At 66.7% G+C, this 15265-nt stretch carries 14 protein-coding genes; 7 read left to right on the top strand and 7 right to left on the bottom strand.

What is annotated here, in order from left to right; all coding sequences use genetic code 11:
• Nucleotides 1-149: 149 nt before the first annotated feature.
• Together JQT59_RS28855 and JQT59_RS28850 are read right to left on the bottom strand one after the other, a co-directional pair.
• Nucleotides 150-1358, bottom strand: a complete 1209-nt coding sequence (locus tag JQT59_RS28855) for an enhanced intracellular survival protein Eis (protein ID WP_213572956.1) — start codon at nucleotides 1356-1358, stop codon at nucleotides 150-152.
• A 75-nt stretch (nucleotides 1359-1433) separates the two neighbouring features.
• On the bottom strand, nucleotides 1434-2816 hold the full coding sequence (locus JQT59_RS28850) for a DUF2252 domain-containing protein (protein WP_213572955.1): 1383 nt from the start codon (nucleotides 2814-2816) through the stop codon (nucleotides 1434-1436).
• Nucleotides 2817-2931: 115 nt separating this feature from the next.
• On the opposite strand from JQT59_RS28850, the gene JQT59_RS28845 reads away from it, so the two are divergent.
• Nucleotides 2932-3564: a hypothetical protein gene (locus JQT59_RS28845; protein ID WP_213578184.1), complete on the top strand. Its 633-nt coding sequence runs from the start codon at nucleotides 2932-2934 to the stop codon at nucleotides 3562-3564.
• Here JQT59_RS28845 and JQT59_RS28840 read toward each other — a convergent pair.
• Together JQT59_RS28840 and JQT59_RS28835 are read right to left on the bottom strand one after the other, a co-directional pair.
• Nucleotides 3522-4418 carry a dienelactone hydrolase family protein gene (locus JQT59_RS28840; RefSeq protein ID WP_213572954.1) on the bottom strand — a complete coding sequence of 299 codons (897 nt, stop codon included), beginning with the start codon at nucleotides 4416-4418 and terminating at the stop codon, nucleotides 3522-3524. The genes JQT59_RS28845 and JQT59_RS28840 overlap by 43 nt on opposite strands.
• 61 nt (nucleotides 4419-4479) lie before the next feature.
• Entirely contained in the window at nucleotides 4480-4869 is a 390-nt protein-coding gene (locus tag JQT59_RS28835; protein WP_213572953.1) for a VOC family protein, read from the bottom strand.
• A 121-nt stretch (nucleotides 4870-4990) separates the two neighbouring features.
• Between JQT59_RS28835 and JQT59_RS28830 the strand changes: the two genes are divergently transcribed.
• From JQT59_RS28830 to JQT59_RS28815, 4 genes are all read left to right on the top strand, one after another.
• Nucleotides 4991-5740: a DUF429 domain-containing protein gene (locus JQT59_RS28830; protein WP_213572952.1), complete on the top strand. Its 750-nt coding sequence runs from the start codon at nucleotides 4991-4993 to the stop codon at nucleotides 5738-5740.
• 60 nt (nucleotides 5741-5800) lie between these two features.
• Nucleotides 5801-6256 (top strand): tellurite resistance TerB family protein, encoded by a 456-nt coding sequence (locus tag JQT59_RS28825; RefSeq protein ID WP_159920810.1) that lies wholly within the window; start codon nucleotides 5801-5803, stop codon nucleotides 6254-6256.
• A gap of 451 nt (nucleotides 6257-6707) precedes the next feature.
• Nucleotides 6708-8132, top strand: a complete 1425-nt coding sequence (locus JQT59_RS28820) for an aldehyde dehydrogenase family protein (RefSeq protein ID WP_213572951.1) — start codon at nucleotides 6708-6710, stop codon at nucleotides 8130-8132.
• Between the two features lie 69 nt (nucleotides 8133-8201).
• Nucleotides 8202-8963 (top strand): SDR family NAD(P)-dependent oxidoreductase, encoded by a 762-nt coding sequence (locus tag JQT59_RS28815; RefSeq protein ID WP_213578182.1) that lies wholly within the window; start codon nucleotides 8202-8204, stop codon nucleotides 8961-8963.
• On the opposite strand, the gene JQT59_RS28810 is transcribed toward JQT59_RS28815, so the two are convergent.
• The 3 genes from JQT59_RS28810 to JQT59_RS28800 all read right to left on the bottom strand — a co-directional run bounded on the left by JQT59_RS28810 (nucleotide 8957) and on the right by JQT59_RS28800 (nucleotide 12888).
• The gene (locus JQT59_RS28810) at nucleotides 8957-10339 is read right to left on the bottom strand and encodes a flavin monoamine oxidase family protein (protein ID WP_213572950.1); all 1383 of its coding nucleotides are present in this window, start codon (nucleotides 10337-10339) and stop codon (nucleotides 8957-8959) included. The genes JQT59_RS28815 and JQT59_RS28810 overlap by 7 nt on opposite strands.
• Before the next feature lie 178 nt (nucleotides 10340-10517).
• On the bottom strand, nucleotides 10518-11588 hold the full coding sequence (locus tag JQT59_RS28805) for an LLM class flavin-dependent oxidoreductase (protein ID WP_213572949.1): 1071 nt from the start codon (nucleotides 11586-11588) through the stop codon (nucleotides 10518-10520).
• Between the two features lies 1 nt (nucleotide 11589).
• Nucleotides 11590-12888, bottom strand: a complete 1299-nt coding sequence (locus JQT59_RS28800; RefSeq protein ID WP_213572948.1) for an O-acetylhomoserine aminocarboxypropyltransferase/cysteine synthase family protein — start codon at nucleotides 12886-12888, stop codon at nucleotides 11590-11592.
• A gap of 235 nt (nucleotides 12889-13123) precedes the next feature.
• Here JQT59_RS28800 and JQT59_RS28795 point away from each other — a divergent pair, with 235 nt between their 5' ends.
• Complete coding sequence (locus JQT59_RS28795; protein ID WP_213572947.1) at nucleotides 13124-13822, top strand: alpha/beta hydrolase; 699 nt, start codon at nucleotides 13124-13126, stop codon at nucleotides 13820-13822.
• Between the two features lie 53 nt (nucleotides 13823-13875).
• On the top strand, nucleotides 13876-15240 hold the full coding sequence (locus tag JQT59_RS28790; RefSeq protein WP_213572946.1) for an aminotransferase class I/II-fold pyridoxal phosphate-dependent enzyme: 1365 nt from the start codon (nucleotides 13876-13878) through the stop codon (nucleotides 15238-15240).
• Nucleotides 15241-15265: the final 25 nt, after the last annotated feature.

Genomic DNA, 15265 nt, shown 5'->3' with positions numbered 1-15265 from the left:
TCGGTGACCGCACCCGCCCTCCATTGGGTGAGAAGTGCGTGTTCGACATCACACTTCGCCACGGACGCACCCACCATGGGTGTGACCGCTCAGCGGAAGAACTGACCGCGGTGCGTCCGCTCACCGGAACAGTGCGCAGGCGAACGGGTCTAGAACCCCCAGCCCATCTGCGCGGAGTATTCGGAACCGAAGGCGAGGTCCAGGGCATCGAGGGTTGACGAGTCGACGGCCCACAACCTGGTCGCTGCGGCGAACGCGCGTGCGCGGTGCGCACCAAGGTACAGGCTGCCCAGCACGTCCAGGGCGAGCACCACCTGTGGGTCCGCTTCGGTGCGGGTGCACACCGCGCGGCCGTCCCGCACGCGCAACGCGAATCGGCCGCCGGCATCGAGGAAGCCATCGTCGACCTGCATCACGACGTCGAGATCGCACCGGTATACCCGAGCCTCCAGCGCGGCGGGAACGTCCATGATCCGTACCCACAATTCGTCGTGACGGGAGGTCGTACGGACCAGCCTGCTGTCAGTCAACAGGTACGGCAGCGGATCGTCGGGAACAACGGAGGCCTCGATCCGCCGCATGAGGTCCAGTCCGAGCAGGGCCCGCCACAGGGCGATATGGCTGTCGTCGGTGACCGAGCGGAACTCCTGGACGCGCGCGGTCGTCCCGTGCTCTCCGGAGACGCAGCGGTAGAGCACGTACCCGTCGTCGTGGAGCAGCCCGAACAGGCTCGTACCGCCGCCGCGCTCGTTCTCCGGGTCGGCGAAAATTCGGTCCCACACGTTGTCCGGGCGTACCTGGGCGCCGGGTGTACGTCGCTGCCACCGGTCGTAAATTTTGGTGATCGACGGACGCGCCTCGACGGGGCGGACCATGCGCACACCACCGGGATCGGGTACATCCGGATGTAGTGCTGCGAACCGGCGATCGATTCCGACCGTGGATTCGACAGTGGTCGGACCGTACCCGAACCGGCCGTAGATCCCGCCCTCGCTGGCGGTCAGAATCGACAACGGCACACCCGACCGCCGGATACGCGCGTGTTGTTCTGTGTAGAGCGCGCGAAGGATGCCCCGCCTGCGATGTGTGGGGGCAACGGTCACCGCGGTGATCCCGGCGGCCGAGACGCCGACACCACCGGGCACGGTGACCGTCATCGGAATGTCCATGGTGGCGCCCACCACGTCAGCACCGTCCAGTGCGATGACAGGACGGTCGGCGCCCACCAGTCCTTTCCAGAAGGCTGTGAGCTCCGGCGTCTGCGGCGTCGCGAAACAGATTTCGTTGAGCAGCACGATCTTCGGCCAATCCTGCTCCGTCGCCGTCCTGATCGTGATGCCGCCGGTGGTGGTCGTCATACCCCGACACTGGCACACCACACTCCGCCCTGCACGCGAATTTCAGCCGACCGTGAGCGATGACGGCGCACCAGCTCAGGCCGGGTCGGCGGCGATCCGTCCCGAGTGCACCGCGTCGACCAGGACCGCGTGGTCAGCTTCGGTTCGATCGGCGTAGCGGACGGCGTACCGCCCGATCGCTTCGTCCAGTTCTTCGTCGCCGGCGAAGTAGCCGGCGAGTAGCCGCGGATCGAGCGAGCGGGTATGTGCACGTGCGAGGAGCGCGCCGGCCAGGCGGCCGTAGTCGTCGAGATGGTCCTGCGCGAGACCGGTGGGATCGATGTCGCCTTTGAGGTTCCGGAACTGTCGCACGATGTAGGGAAGGCCGTCGATTGTGGTCCAGCCCAGGAGAATATCCGACTCCGCCTGCACCAGCCGGGCACCGTGCACGATCCGCTTGCCTTCGTGTTTCGGCGTGCTGACAGGCAGGTACGGCGACAGTGCCGACGGCCGCGCCTGCTTGAGCTGCAGGACGAGTGCCTCGTCCCGGTTGCCCTGCAGCAGGGCGATGTAGCTGCGCAGTCCCACACTCCCGGTTCCGACGATCCGGAACGCGACATCGGATACGGCGAACCGGGTGATCAGGTTGCGGCGCGACTCGCGCAGTGACTCGACATAGAATTCGAGTCCATCGATCACCGCATCGGCGGTGGCCTGTTCGACACGTGTGAGAACCGGCGGGTTCTCCACGAATCGCCGTCGCCGTGTCCCGGATTCGTGGTCTTCGAGGTGCTCGGTCCATTTGGCCGCCACCTTTTCGCTGGTGTTGCGGCGGGCCTTCTGCGCGGCCTTGTCGAAGTCGTCGAGAAGATCGTCTGCTTTCGCCCGTTCGAGCGCCGACTTGTCGGGGAGAGCGTTCCACGACTGCAGGAATGGCTGTTCGGCGAGTTCGCGGATGGTGCGCCGATACGAGGTGACGGCATCCTCGGCGGCCTCGATGCAGCCGCGCTCGGAGACACTGCCCTCGCGTCCGGCGAGGACCAGGCTCGCGGCGAGACGTTTGAGGTCCCACTCCCACGGACCCGGGAGCGTCTCGTCGAAGTCGTTGATGTCCATGACGATCTGTCCGTCCGGTGTCCCGTACAGGCCGAAATTGGCGGCGTGGGCGTCGCCGCACAGTTGCGCCGTCAACCCGGTGACCGGTGAACCGGCGAGGTCGGCTGCCATGAGGCCGGCAGCGCCTCGGAAGAACGAGAAAGGGGAGGCGATCATTCGTCCGATTCGCAGCGGCAGCAGAGACGTCAGCCTGCCCTCGTTGGTGGCCTCGACGAACTCGAGCACTCCGGGCCGCTCTGCCCCGGCGGCGAGGTGGTCGTGCGCGCTGGACGGCACGGATGCCCGCAGCGCGTTGCCGCGCGCAGCGACGTCGTCCGCCTCGACCCTCGTTCGCAGGTCGACCCGCGCTCGGTCGGTCGTCACGATGGTGACCTTATCCCAGGCGCTCGGCGTTCGACTAAGGTCCGGTGCATGCGGAGCAAGTGTGGCAACCGTGCCGCAGGGTGAGGCCGGAACCTTCCGACGTCGGGAACCGGTCATGCGCCGCGAATCGTGGGGTTTCGCGATCGGGTCGGTGTTGTTCGCGCTCGGAGCACTGCAGGTGTACGGGGACGCTGTCGGCCGGGAGATCGACAATGCGACGTATTTCGTGGGATCGCTGTTCTTCACGGCCGCCGCGTACATCCAGCTCCGACTCAGTGGACGACCGGTGCCCGGTGCCGAATCCTTACGCGCCGAGCGCTACGACTGGTGGGCGGCGCTGATTCAGTTCGCCGGCACTCTTCTGTTCAACCTCAGCACGGGGGTGGCACTCGTCCACGACCTGACGGTCGAACAGGACGAAGCGTGGCAGTGGCGGCCGGACCTGTTCGGGTCTACCGCCTTCCTCGTTGCCAGTGGCCTGGCGGTAGTGGCCACGACCGAAACCGACAAATTGTGGGATCCCCATGCTCGCAACTGGCGGAGCACCTGGCTGAACATGATCGGGTCGGTGGCGTTCGGCGTGTCGGCCGTCGCCTCCTTCATACTGCCGGGAACGGACATGCCGGCCGATCCGGTGGCTGCAGATCTCGGAACGTTCGTGGGCGCGCTCTGCTTCTTGGTGGCCGCGCTGTTGATGCGCCCACCTCACCGCACGTATTCGTCGAACCAGTCGAGTACCCGGTCGTAGGCATCGCTCGCTGCCGCGGGGTTGTAGCGCTGCCCGGTGTCGTTGAAGAAGGCGTGGTCGGCACCCGGAATCGTGACGATCTCGTGTGGCAGTGCGGCACGAGCCAATGCGGCGGCTGCGGCGTCCCGGCTCGCGTTCACCCGGGCATCGTGCTCCGCATAGATGGCCAGCACCGCGGCACGGGAACCAGAAAAATTCGCGTTCTCCGGCAGGGGTCCGTAGAACGGGACGGCGGCGGCCAGTCGAGGTTCACCGGAGGCCAGAAGTAGCCACACCATGCCACCGCCGAAGCAGAACCCGACCGCGGCCGTTTTTTTGTTCGGCACCCGTCGTTCGAGTTCGTCGACGCCGGCCTTCATGTCGGCCACGAAGCGTTCGGGCGGCACCTTCGCCAGTGTCGCCGTGGCCTGAGCGGGATCCGTGAAGGACGCGGTGCCGCCCTCTTCCGACAACAAGTCGACGGCGAGAGCGGAGTACCCTGCTCCTGCGAATCGACCTGCGACCGAACGAATATGGTCGGTGAGCCCCTTGTTCTCATGGATGACGAGCACTGCTCCGCGGGGCGAGTCCGCCGGCGCCCAGGCTCCTTGGAGGGTTCGTCCGTCGGGTCCGGGTAGCGTCACCGATTTTGTGGCGACGGCGCCTGCCGCACCGGGTGGTGGGGATGCCTCACTGGACGCGGTGCTCGCCGCGGTCGTGCCTGGGTCGTTGGTGCAGGCGGCGAGGAGTGAGGTGGCGGCAGCGACACCGAGGCCTATCAGGCCCAGTCTTCGCAGCGCTTCTCGTCGGGTGAGGAGTCCGTCGGCATGGTCGACCGCGATCTCCTCAGCAATATAGCGTTGCAGTGGCGTCATGATCGTCCCCGTCCGAACGGCCGTTTCAGAGCACTATCGCGCGTCAGCGACGCGACCAGACCTACGCCGGTGCGAAGAACTCCAGCGCGATGTTGTCGGGATCGCGGAACGAGATACCGGATCCGTAGTGGGCGGTCTTGATGCCTCCGTGCTCGATGCCGAGGGCGTCCAGGCGATCCCGCCACACCACCAGATCGGAACACTGGAACGCCACGTGGTCGAGCCCCACCTGCCGTTCGTCGAATGTGCTTCCGGAACTGCCGCCGGTGTGCGCGTGTAAGCCGAACAGCATCCCACCGTCCAGAGCGAACACGGTGTGATGGAAGGTGCCCGATTCCTCGTCCTCGTCGAGGACGGGTGCCGAATCGAACAACGCGCTGTACCAAGCGGTGCTGGTCGGCAGGTCGGAGACCGTGATCGCGATGTGGGCCAAGCCCGGGAAACTGGACATGTGTGGCATCCCTTCTCCGGCGAAGTTCGTGCGCGGATCCATACGACAGTATCGACTTCCGGCACCCGGCACACCCAGAAACCACTCGAGCCGACTCGGCTGGGACGGCTAGCCTGGGGCGATGCGCACCGTGGGCGTCGATCTCGCCGCCGAACCGAACAGGACGGCCATGGCCGCCGTCGAGTGGTCGGAAGGCGGGGCCCGCGTCGAATCGGTGATCCTGGGCGTACGCAACGACGCCATCACCGCCGCAATCCTCGACAGCGACCGGGCGGGAATCGATGCACCTTTCGGCTGGCCCGACGCCTTCGTGCAGATGGTGTCCGCACATCATGCCGGCAGGATGGCGGCCACCGAAGAACTGTCACACCGCGCCGGCCGGCGACCCCTGACGAAACGTCGGACCGACCTCGTCGTCCAGGCTGCCACCGGCATCGCACCGCTCAGTGTCTCCGCTGACCTCATCGCGCACGTGGCACTGCGCTGCGCCGGAATTCTCGCCGAACTCGGCGACCTCGGCGCCGACGTCGACCGCGTCGAAGGCCGGGCAGTGGAGGTGTATCCCGCCGCTGCCCTGCGGCGGTGGGGACTGCTCTCGCGCGGCTACAAGCGGTCTGCGAATCGGGTGACCCTGGGAGAGTTGGTCGACACGCTTCTCACCTCGGCGCCGTGGATGGACCTCGGGGCGCACGAACCACTCTGCCGCACCTCGGACGACGCCCTCGACGCCGTCCTGTCCGCTGTGATCGCGCGCGCGGCGGCCGTGGGACGCACGGAGATGCCTGACGACGCGGACCGCAGGATCGCCCGCCGCGAGGGCTGGATCCACGTGCCCGTGGGCAGCCTGCAGTCGCTGCGGCCGACGCTGTGAACCGAAACCAGGCAAAGTGGACAGCACACGCACAGTGCGTGGCGAGGACAAAGGAGACCCATGGCTTTCTGGGATCAGCTGAAGGCAAAGGCGTTCGAAATGAACGGCCAGCTCAAGACGAAAACGGCACAGTTCCAGAACAAGGAGTTCGCCAACGCCAGCATGGCTATGTGCGCGCTCATCGCCGCGGCTGACGGCACGATCGACCCGTCGGAACGACAGAAGACTGCGACGCTGATCACCAGCAACGAAGCGCTCAGTGTCTTTCCCTCGGATGAGCTGCGTCAGAAGTTCGAGTGGTACTGCAGCAAGCTGCAGTCGGACTTCGAGTTCGGCAAAATCGAAGCCACCGCCACCATCGCGAAGTTGAAGTCCAAGCAGGATCAGGCGCGGGCCGTGATTCAGATCGGCATCGTCATCGGCGGCGCGGACGGCAACTTCGACCAGCACGAGCGAAATGTGGTGCGCGACGCCTGTTTCGCCGTCGGGATTGCTCCGGCGGAATTCGAACTGTGACGTAAACGGTGGCGCGCCCCTAAGAGGTGGCGCGCCACCGACTGCGACGTCGATCCCATGATCGAACAGTGGCTGACACGAGAAGTGGGCGTCACCCGGCGCAGCGGAACCTCCACGCCGGGGGCGTGCTCATCCGGGTCGCGGGTGTCAGCGGCACCAATGCTGAAGGACCTTTGCCGTGAGCTCGGCCCGACTCAGGTGGTGATGGTGATGGCGCGGTCCCCGCTGGTGCTGCACCTCGGAATGGACTTCGCGAATGATTTCGAACATCCCTCCGCCCTCCATTCTCTGCATCCTGCCCCGGAGCAGGACGCACCGGGGCGTCTGATTCCGTTTTACCCCATCGGTGGGCTTTCAGACGGGTTTCGGGCATACCTTTTCCGGCGTCGTTCGGCGGGGCCGCCGTAGGGTCGAGGCAGTGGCACAACCCGATATCGATGGAGGCTGACCGATGACCGAAGTTCTGGACCGCAGCAAGATCTACATCGACGGAGCGTGGGTCGATTCGCAGGGGACGGGGCGTATCGACGTCGTCAACCCCGCCACCGAAGAGGTCATCGCTGTGGTCGCGGACGGCACCGCAGAGGACGTCGACCGCGCCGCCGAGGCCGCCCGCGCCGCGTTTCCCGCGTGGTCGGCGCTCAGCGGCGAAGAGCGCGGCCAGTACCTGCGCAAAGCGGCCGGTCTCGTGAAGGAGCGAGTCGACGAACTCGCCGCCCTGGTGTCGAGCGACATGGGGATGCCTGTGCGGTTAGCGAAGCCCGTGCAGATCGGGATGCCATTGGCGAACCTCTCGGCCTTCGCCGAACTGGCCGCAAACTACAACTTCGACGCCCAGGAGGTCGGGAATTCGCTGATCGTGCGGGAGCCGATCGGCGTGGTCGGTGCCATCACCCCGTGGAACTTCCCCCTCCATCAGGTGGTCCTGAAGGTCGGTGGCGCCCTCGCCGCGGGTTGCACCGTGGTGCTCAAGCCGACCGAGGTGGCGCCCCTCATCACCTACGCCCTCACTGACATCTTCCACGAGGTCGGTCTGCCGGCCGGCGTGTTCAACCTCGTCAGCGGGTACGGTCCCGTGGTCGGGGAGGCAATCGCCGGACACCCCGAGGTAGACATGGTCTCCTTCACCGGCTCCACCCGCGCCGGTAAGCGCGTCGCCGTCGTCGCAGCCGAGACGGTGAAGAAGGTGGCGCTCGAGCTGGGCGGCAAGTCGGCCAACGTCATCCTCGACGACGCGGACCTCACCAAGGCCGTCACCGACGGGGTGGGCAAGTGCTATTTGAACTCGGGTCAAACGTGTTCGGCCCTCACGCGCATGCTCGTCCCGGCCGACAAGGTGGACGAGGCGGCCGCGATCGCTGCGCAGGCCGCCCAGAATTATGCCGTCGGCGACCCGACCGCGGCTACGTCGGTCCTCGGGCCGCTGGTCAATTCGAATCAGCTCAAACGCGTCCGAAGCTACATCGAGCAGGGAATCGCCGAGGGTGCCGAGCCTGTCCTCGACGGACGCGAAACCGGTCAGGAGAAGGGCTATTTCGTCGGCCCTACCATCTTCTCCGGGGTCACCGAAGACATGACGATCGCCCGCGAAGAGATCTTCGGACCTGTGCTCTCCATCATCGGGTACCAGGACGAGGAGGACGCGGTCCGGATCGCCAACGCCACCGAGTACGGGCTCGCCGGTGGCGTCTGGTCCGGCGACAAGGATCGTGCCGATCGCGTCGCCCGGCGGCTACGGGCCGGCCAGGTCGAGGTGAACGGCGGCGCCTTCAACACCAACGCCCCGTTCGGTGGGTACAAGCAGTCGGGTATCGGGCGTGAAGCCGGTGTACTCGGCTTCGAAGAGTTCCTCGAGGTCAAGTCGATCCAGCTGTAGGCGGCTTCGCCGCCCGTGAGTGGTTAACGAGTCTCTGGACTCGTCAACCACTCACGGGCGCGAAGCGCAATTGGCGGCAGCCGCGGAATCGGTCTCGCGATCGCGCGCAGTCTCGCGTCGGAGGGGGTCGACGTGGTGCTCGCGGCCAGGAGTGTCGAGACGCTGGAGTTGGCGGCGAAGACACTGTCGCAGGAGACCGGGCGGCGGGTGATCGGGGTTCCCACCGACACCGGTGACGACGACTCGGTGCGCGCCCTCGTGCAGCGAACGGTGGACGAACTCGGTGGTGTCGACATCCTCGTGAACGCCGCCGCAACCCCGTGGAGTGCGGGCAAGCCGAGCGACTTCGCGTCCACCACCGACGACGTGGTGCGCGGCGAACTCGAAATCAAGGTGCTCGGGTACCTGCGGACCGCCCGGGCGGTGGCACCGCACCTCGTGGAACAGGGGTGGGGGCGGATCATCAACATCAGCGGACTCGGTGCACGCCAGGCCAACTCCATCGCCCAGACCGTGCGAAATGTCGGTGTGTCGGCGCTGACGAAGAACCTCGCCGACGAACTCGGACCGCACGGCGTCAACGTCACCGTGGTGCATCCGGGACTGACGCGGACGGAACGTCTCGTAGACCGACTGGCCAAGCAGTCCGAGGACGAAGGTGTGCCGGTGGCCGAGCTGGAGTCGCGGCTGGCCACCAACTCGATCCACCGGTTGATCGACGCGAGCGAGGTTGCCGACGTCGTCACCTTCCTCGCGTCACCGCGCAGCGTCGGGATCACCGGCGACGCGGTCGCCGTCGGTGGCGGTGTTCCGGGGGCCGTCTACTACTGAGGTCGGGCGGGGGACGGCGCGCGGTCGCGTTCGGTGACCTCCCGTGCGGCGTGTTCACCGGACCGGACGGCTCCGTCGATCCAGCCACACATCACGGACGAACTTTCCGTGCCGGCCCAGTGAATGCGGCCGCAGGGCTTGCGGAGGGCGTGCCCGAATTGGGTGAGCACTCCCGTCGGCGCATGACTGAGCATGCCGCCGCCGGAGTACCGCTCGACGCTCCAGTTCTGCTCGATGTAGTCGACGGGGGAGGCTGCCTTATTTCCGAACCTTGCGGTCAACTCCGCGAGCACCGCCTTCCTCCGTTCCGCTTCCGGCAGCGTCCCCAGCTTGCGGGCGATCGGTCCCTCGACGATGACGCACAGAACACCGGGACGTCCCGTGTCGGTACTGGCGTCGATGGTGATCGTCGCGGGGGAGTCGGGTGCCGCCGACTGCCCCGACAGTCCGGCGGCGCGCCAGAAGGGTTCGTCGTAGAGGACGGCGATCTTCATGACCGCACCGCTCGGCATTCGCTGGTGCAGGAAGGACCGATCCATCGGCAGCAGCGGTTCGTAGACGATCTGGCTCGCGATCGCCAGGGGTACCGCGACGATCGCCCTCCGAGCCCGCACAGCCAGATCCGCGGAGCGGACGGTCACGCCGTCGCGGTCCTGCGCGATGTCCCGGACGGGTTGTGACAGGTGGAGCGCGTTGCCGATCTCGGTTGCCATCGGACGATAGACGGCACCCATTCCGCCGACCGGCCGCGCGTCCTCGGCGGCGTCCTTCACACCGAGGACGAAACTCGGACCGCCGCCGGATGCCATCTGGTACAGGACGAACAGCATCGACACCTCGGACGCCGCGGACGTGTAGCAGCCGGCGATGGCGGTCTCGAGAAGGTCGTGGGCGGGTGTGGACAGCGTGTTGTCGCCGAGCCATTTGGCGAGGCTGATCGAGTCCCACTTCGCTGCCTTCTTCGCCTCCCACGGCGCGTCGAGCGGGATCGTCTTGCACATCTCGCCGAGTTCGACGAACACGGCCCCGAGATTCGCGGCCGCCCAGGGACTCATCGTCAGGGGAATCGTGCCCTTGTACCGGTACTGCTTGCCGTCGACGACCATCATCGCCTCGCCGTCGGTGTACTGCTTGTAACTCTTGACGCCGAATTCGTCCATCAGGGCGTAGATCCGGTCCTGTCCCGGCCCGATCCACGCACCGCCCCGATCGATCCACGAACCGTCCTCGCGGACCTCGGTGAACGTCCGGCCGCCGATCCGGTCACGCGCCTCCACGAGCGCGACCGATTGTCCGGCCTGTTTCAAACGCAGTGCCGCCGTCAGTCCGGCGAATCCGGCGCCTACGACGCAATAGTCGACCTCGATGTCTGCCATGACACATCCCCTCGCGCTGCGCGCGCGGCCCTCGTGCGGCCGTATGTAACGGGTGCGCCGCCATTGGTCCTGGGGGTGTGAATTCCTCTCTCCGGGAATGAAATCGCCGCGCACAGAACATCTTCATCCTTACTCGCGGCGAGTAGTGCGGTCAAGGGCGTCCCCCCGTGAGTACTTATTAACCGCCCGTTGTTAACAAGTACTCACGGGTGGGGACCAGCGGAAACACCTGCTCGGCGATGCGCTCGAGCTCCTCGTGCGCGGGGGAGCACTGGATGAGCAGGAGTGTCAGACCGGCGTCCTGGTAGGCGCGGATCTTTTCGGCGACTTGTTCGGGGGTGCCGACGAGGTCGGGTCGCAGACCGCGCGTGCCGACGGAGTATTCGCGCTTGGACAGCTCGACGTCGAGTTCGGAGTTCTTCACGAACTCCTCGAACGACGCGTACCCGGGCGAATGGGGGTCGACCGTGGTGATGCGTTCGAGTTCGGCGCGGGCCTCGGCTTCGGTGTCGCGCACGATGATGTATGTGGACATGCCGAATTCGGCCATGTCCCGCTGGTGGATTCGCTGCGACCGCGCGTTCATGTCCGCGATCTTCGACCGCACCTCGTCGACGGTGCCGCCGTGTAGCACGTACGAGTCTGCGAAGGTCGCGATTGATTCGCGGCCGCTCTCGCTCTCACCGCCGGCGAAGACCGGGGGATGGATTCCGGGCTTCGGCGACAAGATCGAGTCGCGCACGCTGAAGTGCTCGCCCTGGTAGGTGAACGGGGTCTGCTCCCAGAGCCCACGGAGAACGTCGACGAATTCGCCGGCCTGCCGGTATCGGTCGTCGTGCCGGGTGAAGGCGCCGCCGTACTGCCGGGCTTCCTCCTCCCACCACGCGGCGACGACGTTGAGCGCGAACCGTGCCCCACCGGCATCGGTTGTTCCGGCGATGTCGGTGATCGTCGCCGATTCCTTCGCGGTGACCGCCGGCAGGTGGAATCCGGGTCGCACCGCCGTCATCACCCGGAGGTGTTCGGTGACCGCGAGGATCGCCGACGACAGCGACCACGCCTCGAGACTGGGCGCGTCGACGCCCTTGCGGTCGTTGAGATAGAGCTCCGGCACGAGGGTGGTGTTGTATCCGAGACGATCGGCGAGCTGTGAGAGCTTCTTGACGTAGTCCCAGGTGGCGGGCATCCCTTCGTCGCCGAGGTTGCGCAGGAAGCCGCCGTAGATGGGCGTCCAGTAGCCGAAGTGCATGTCATTCCTCCGTGATGGCGTCGAGCGAAACACGCAGATCGTCGACGAGGTCTTCCAGGTTTTCCAGTCCGATCGACAATCGGACGGTGCGGTAGCCGAATCCGGCGTCGCGGAGTTGCGTGTCGTCGAGGTGACTGTGCGTGGTGGTGGCGGGGTGCACTACCAGCGACCGCGCGTCGCCGATGTTGGCGACGATGGCGAACAACTGCAGCGAGTCGATGAACTTCGCCACCTTCGAGTCGTCGACGGCGAGATCGAAGGAGAAGACCGAGCCGGCGCCGCGCGGCAGGTACCGCTGGGCGGCGTCGTGCCACCGGTTGTCCGGCAATCCGGGGTAGTTGACCTTGGAGACCGCGGGATGACCGTCGAGAAATTGTGCGATCGCCAGTGCCGAGCCGACTTGCCGTTCCAGCCGCAAGTCCAGCGTCTCCAACCCCTGAAGCAGCTGGAACGAATTGAACGGGGACAGTGCGGGACCGAGATCGTGGACGAGCTTCGTCTTCGCGTAGACCAGATACGCGCTCCGCTCGCGGCCGAACTCCTCCCACAGCACGAGGTCGCCGATGCGCGGGTACGGCTCGGTGAACTGGGTCCACCGCTGCGGTTCCGCACCGAAGTCGAATGTGCCGAGGTCCACGATCACACCACCCAGCGAAGTGCCGTGCCCGCCGATGAACTTGGTGGCCGAGTACACGGTGATGTCGGCGCCGAAGTCCTTCGGGCGGAGCAGATATGGGGTGGCGATCGTGTTGTCGACGATCAGCGGGACCCCCGCCTGGTGCGCGATGTCGGCCACCGCCCGGACGTCGAGCACGGAGGCGACGGGGTTGCCGATCGTTTCGGCGAAGAAGGCCCTTGTCTCGGGGCGCGCGGCCGCACGCCAGGCGTCGAGGTCGTCCTGATCGACGAGCGTGACCTCGATCCCGAAGTCCGCGAAGGTGTCGGTGAGGAGATCGACGGTTCCCCCGTACAGCTGCCGGGCCGCGACGATGTGCTCTCCGGACTTGGCAAGGGTGAGGAGTGCGACCGCGACAGCGGCCTGCCCGGACCCCGTGGCCAGGGCGGCGACTCCGCCGTCGAGATCGGCGAGACGCTGCTCGAACACGGCCTGGGTGGGATTCCCGGTGCGGCTGTACAGGTTTCCCTTCCGCCGTAGGGAGAAGATGTCCCGCGCCTGTTCGAAGCTGCCGAAATCGTAGGCAACCGATTGGTAGATCGGGGGGATCGCGGTGTTCTGCGGCGTTCCGGGTTGATAGCCGGTGCGGACCTGCCGGGTCGCGAACCCTGTGGTCTCGGGCATCGGTGTGCCTGTCCCTTCGTCGATACTTCTGATTGGGCCTGAGTGAACTGCAAAGCGGATGAATGGCAAAAGCGGGTGAATGGCAGAGCAAAACGAATATGTTCGGAACAAAACACGAAGCGCGGCGAGAAGGCACGCGTTTTGTTCTGCTCGAGCTTTAGTCTTGTTCGACCTCGCGCGTGTGGGTCAGGGTGACGCAGTCAATCCTGCGAACAACCCCCGAATGAGGTAATCAGTGGACATCGACTGGCTGGAACCCGAAGCGACTGTGCGTGGCTCGGTGATCGTTGTCGCCGGCCGCGGTGAGCGTGCTCACGTGTACCGCCGGTTCGCCCGCCGGATCGCCTTCGATGGCTACCGTGTCGCGGTGGTGGAGAACGATCCCGCGGCGACTGCTCGGGCGATCGCCGATGCCGAGACCGAACTCCCACTCACCGTCGTCGGGTCGGATAGTGGCGCTCTGACCGCCCTCGACCTGGCCGCGACGCATCCGGCCGTGTCCGGGGTGGTGGCCGCCGGTCTTCTCGTCGCGGGCGCCGAGGCCTTCACCGGAGAGTGGGACGGCGAACTCGAGATCCGCTCCGCGTGTCCCGTGCATAGAGGGGTCCTGTCGTCGGCCGACGCTCTCGAGCGGGGAACGCTCGATGCGGAGACGCCGGTGGCCACGGCTGATTCGCTGACCCACGTGCAGGTTCCGGTCCTCGTCGTGCACGGAGGCGCCGACGTTCTGAGCCCGGCAGCGGACGTCCTGGCTGTCACGTCCGCGTTGCCCTGCGCCCGGGTCGTCGTCGTTCACGAGGGGCTGCACGACATCCTCAACGACGTGTCCCACCGGTCGGTCGCCGCTGAGGTCGTGCAGTTCCTCGAGCGTCTCCGCCTGCCCGGGACGCCCGATATCATCCTCCGCGAACCGGCCGGGGCACTCGCGCAGTGACCGTGACCCCCGCGGCGCGGTGCCGGTAGTGGTTGTCGATCGAAGGGGTGTGGATGTCAGCGGTGCTGGAGTCGGAGACGATTGCTCCGGAGTGGTTGCTCGACAAGATCGACGGCCGCACCGCGGAACTGGCCGATGCCGTCGCCGACCTCATCAAGTCGGGTGAGCTCGGCCCCGGCGATCGCCTGCCGACCGTCCGCGCACTCGCGAAATCGACCGATCTCAGTGTCGGTGCGATCGTCAACGCGTGGGGCCGGTTGCAGGAACAGGGGTTCGTGCAGACCCGCCGCCGCGGCGGCACCGTTGTTCTTCCGCCGCTCGACAGCGTGCCCGAGCGTGGCATACCCGACTGGCGTGGTGTCGACCTGGCGCAGAATGCACCGGACCTGGCGCTGCAGCCCTCCCTGTCCGACGCTTTGTTGTCCAGTCTGGATGCCGAGACGCTGAATGTGTTCGGCCGCGAACTGATGACCGAGCGGTTGAGGAATGCCGTGGCTCCGGGTTGGCCGTTCGAACCGGAGGCCTGGGCCACGGCGGGCGGCGGCACCGAGGCGCTGTTGCTGGCCGTGGAGGCGGCGGCCCCACCCGGTTCGATGGTGGCCGTCGACGAGCCCCTGGGCCCGGGTGTTCTCGACACCCTCCGCGACCTGGGGTTGGATGCGGTCGGGGTCGGCGCCGACCGCGACGGCCCTCGGCCGGACGCTCTCGATGCGGCCCTGACCGCCGGCGCGGTGGCCTTCGTGTTCCAGCCCGGTGCGCCGTTCGCCGTCGACCATGCGGTCAGCGCGCGGCGCAGGAGTGAACTCACCGAGGTGTTGCGGCGGCATCCGGCTGTGTGGGTCGTCGAGGACGACTCGATCGGACCGCTCGAACCGCAGCAGCCTCCCTCTCTGGGATCGGTACTGCCGCAGCGTGTCGTCCGGATCCGCAGCTACTGCAAGGCATACGGGATCGACGTGCGGACCTCCGTTCTCGGCGGGTCCCGCGAACTGATCGAGAAGGCCATGAAGGTGCGCAGCCACGGAGTCGGCTCGAACAGCCGGATCCTGCAGAACACCCTCGCCCATCTGATCGGCAGCGCCGACGCCGAGCACGCGGTCACGGCGGCGCACGAGCGCTACGCCGCCAGACGCACGTCGCTGCTGGGGGCGCTGATCGACCGTGGCATAGAGGCTTTCGCGGGTCCGCACAGTCTGGTCGTGTGGGTGACGGTGTCGGACGAGACCGCGGCCCTCGTCGCGTTGGCGCGGCAGGGCATCTCGGTGGGGGCCGGATCCCGCTCGTTCGTGCAGGCGCCCGCACGCCAACTCCTACGCCTGTCGGCCACCCAATTGCCCGACGACCCGGACCTGATCGGGCAACTCGCCGACGTCGTCGCGGTGGCCGTCGCGGAGTCGTCGCGCGAGTTCTTCGACTGATCGGACTTTGTTCGACAGCCCTGCG

Origin of the sequence: Rhodococcus sp. USK13 (genome assembly GCF_018343855.1) — a bacterium.
Lineage (GTDB): Bacteria > Actinomycetota > Actinomycetes > Mycobacteriales > Mycobacteriaceae > Rhodococcus_F > Rhodococcus_F oxybenzonivorans.
The sequence above is the reverse complement of the archived record's forward strand: the minus strand, read 5'-3'. Positions and strand labels throughout refer to the sequence as shown.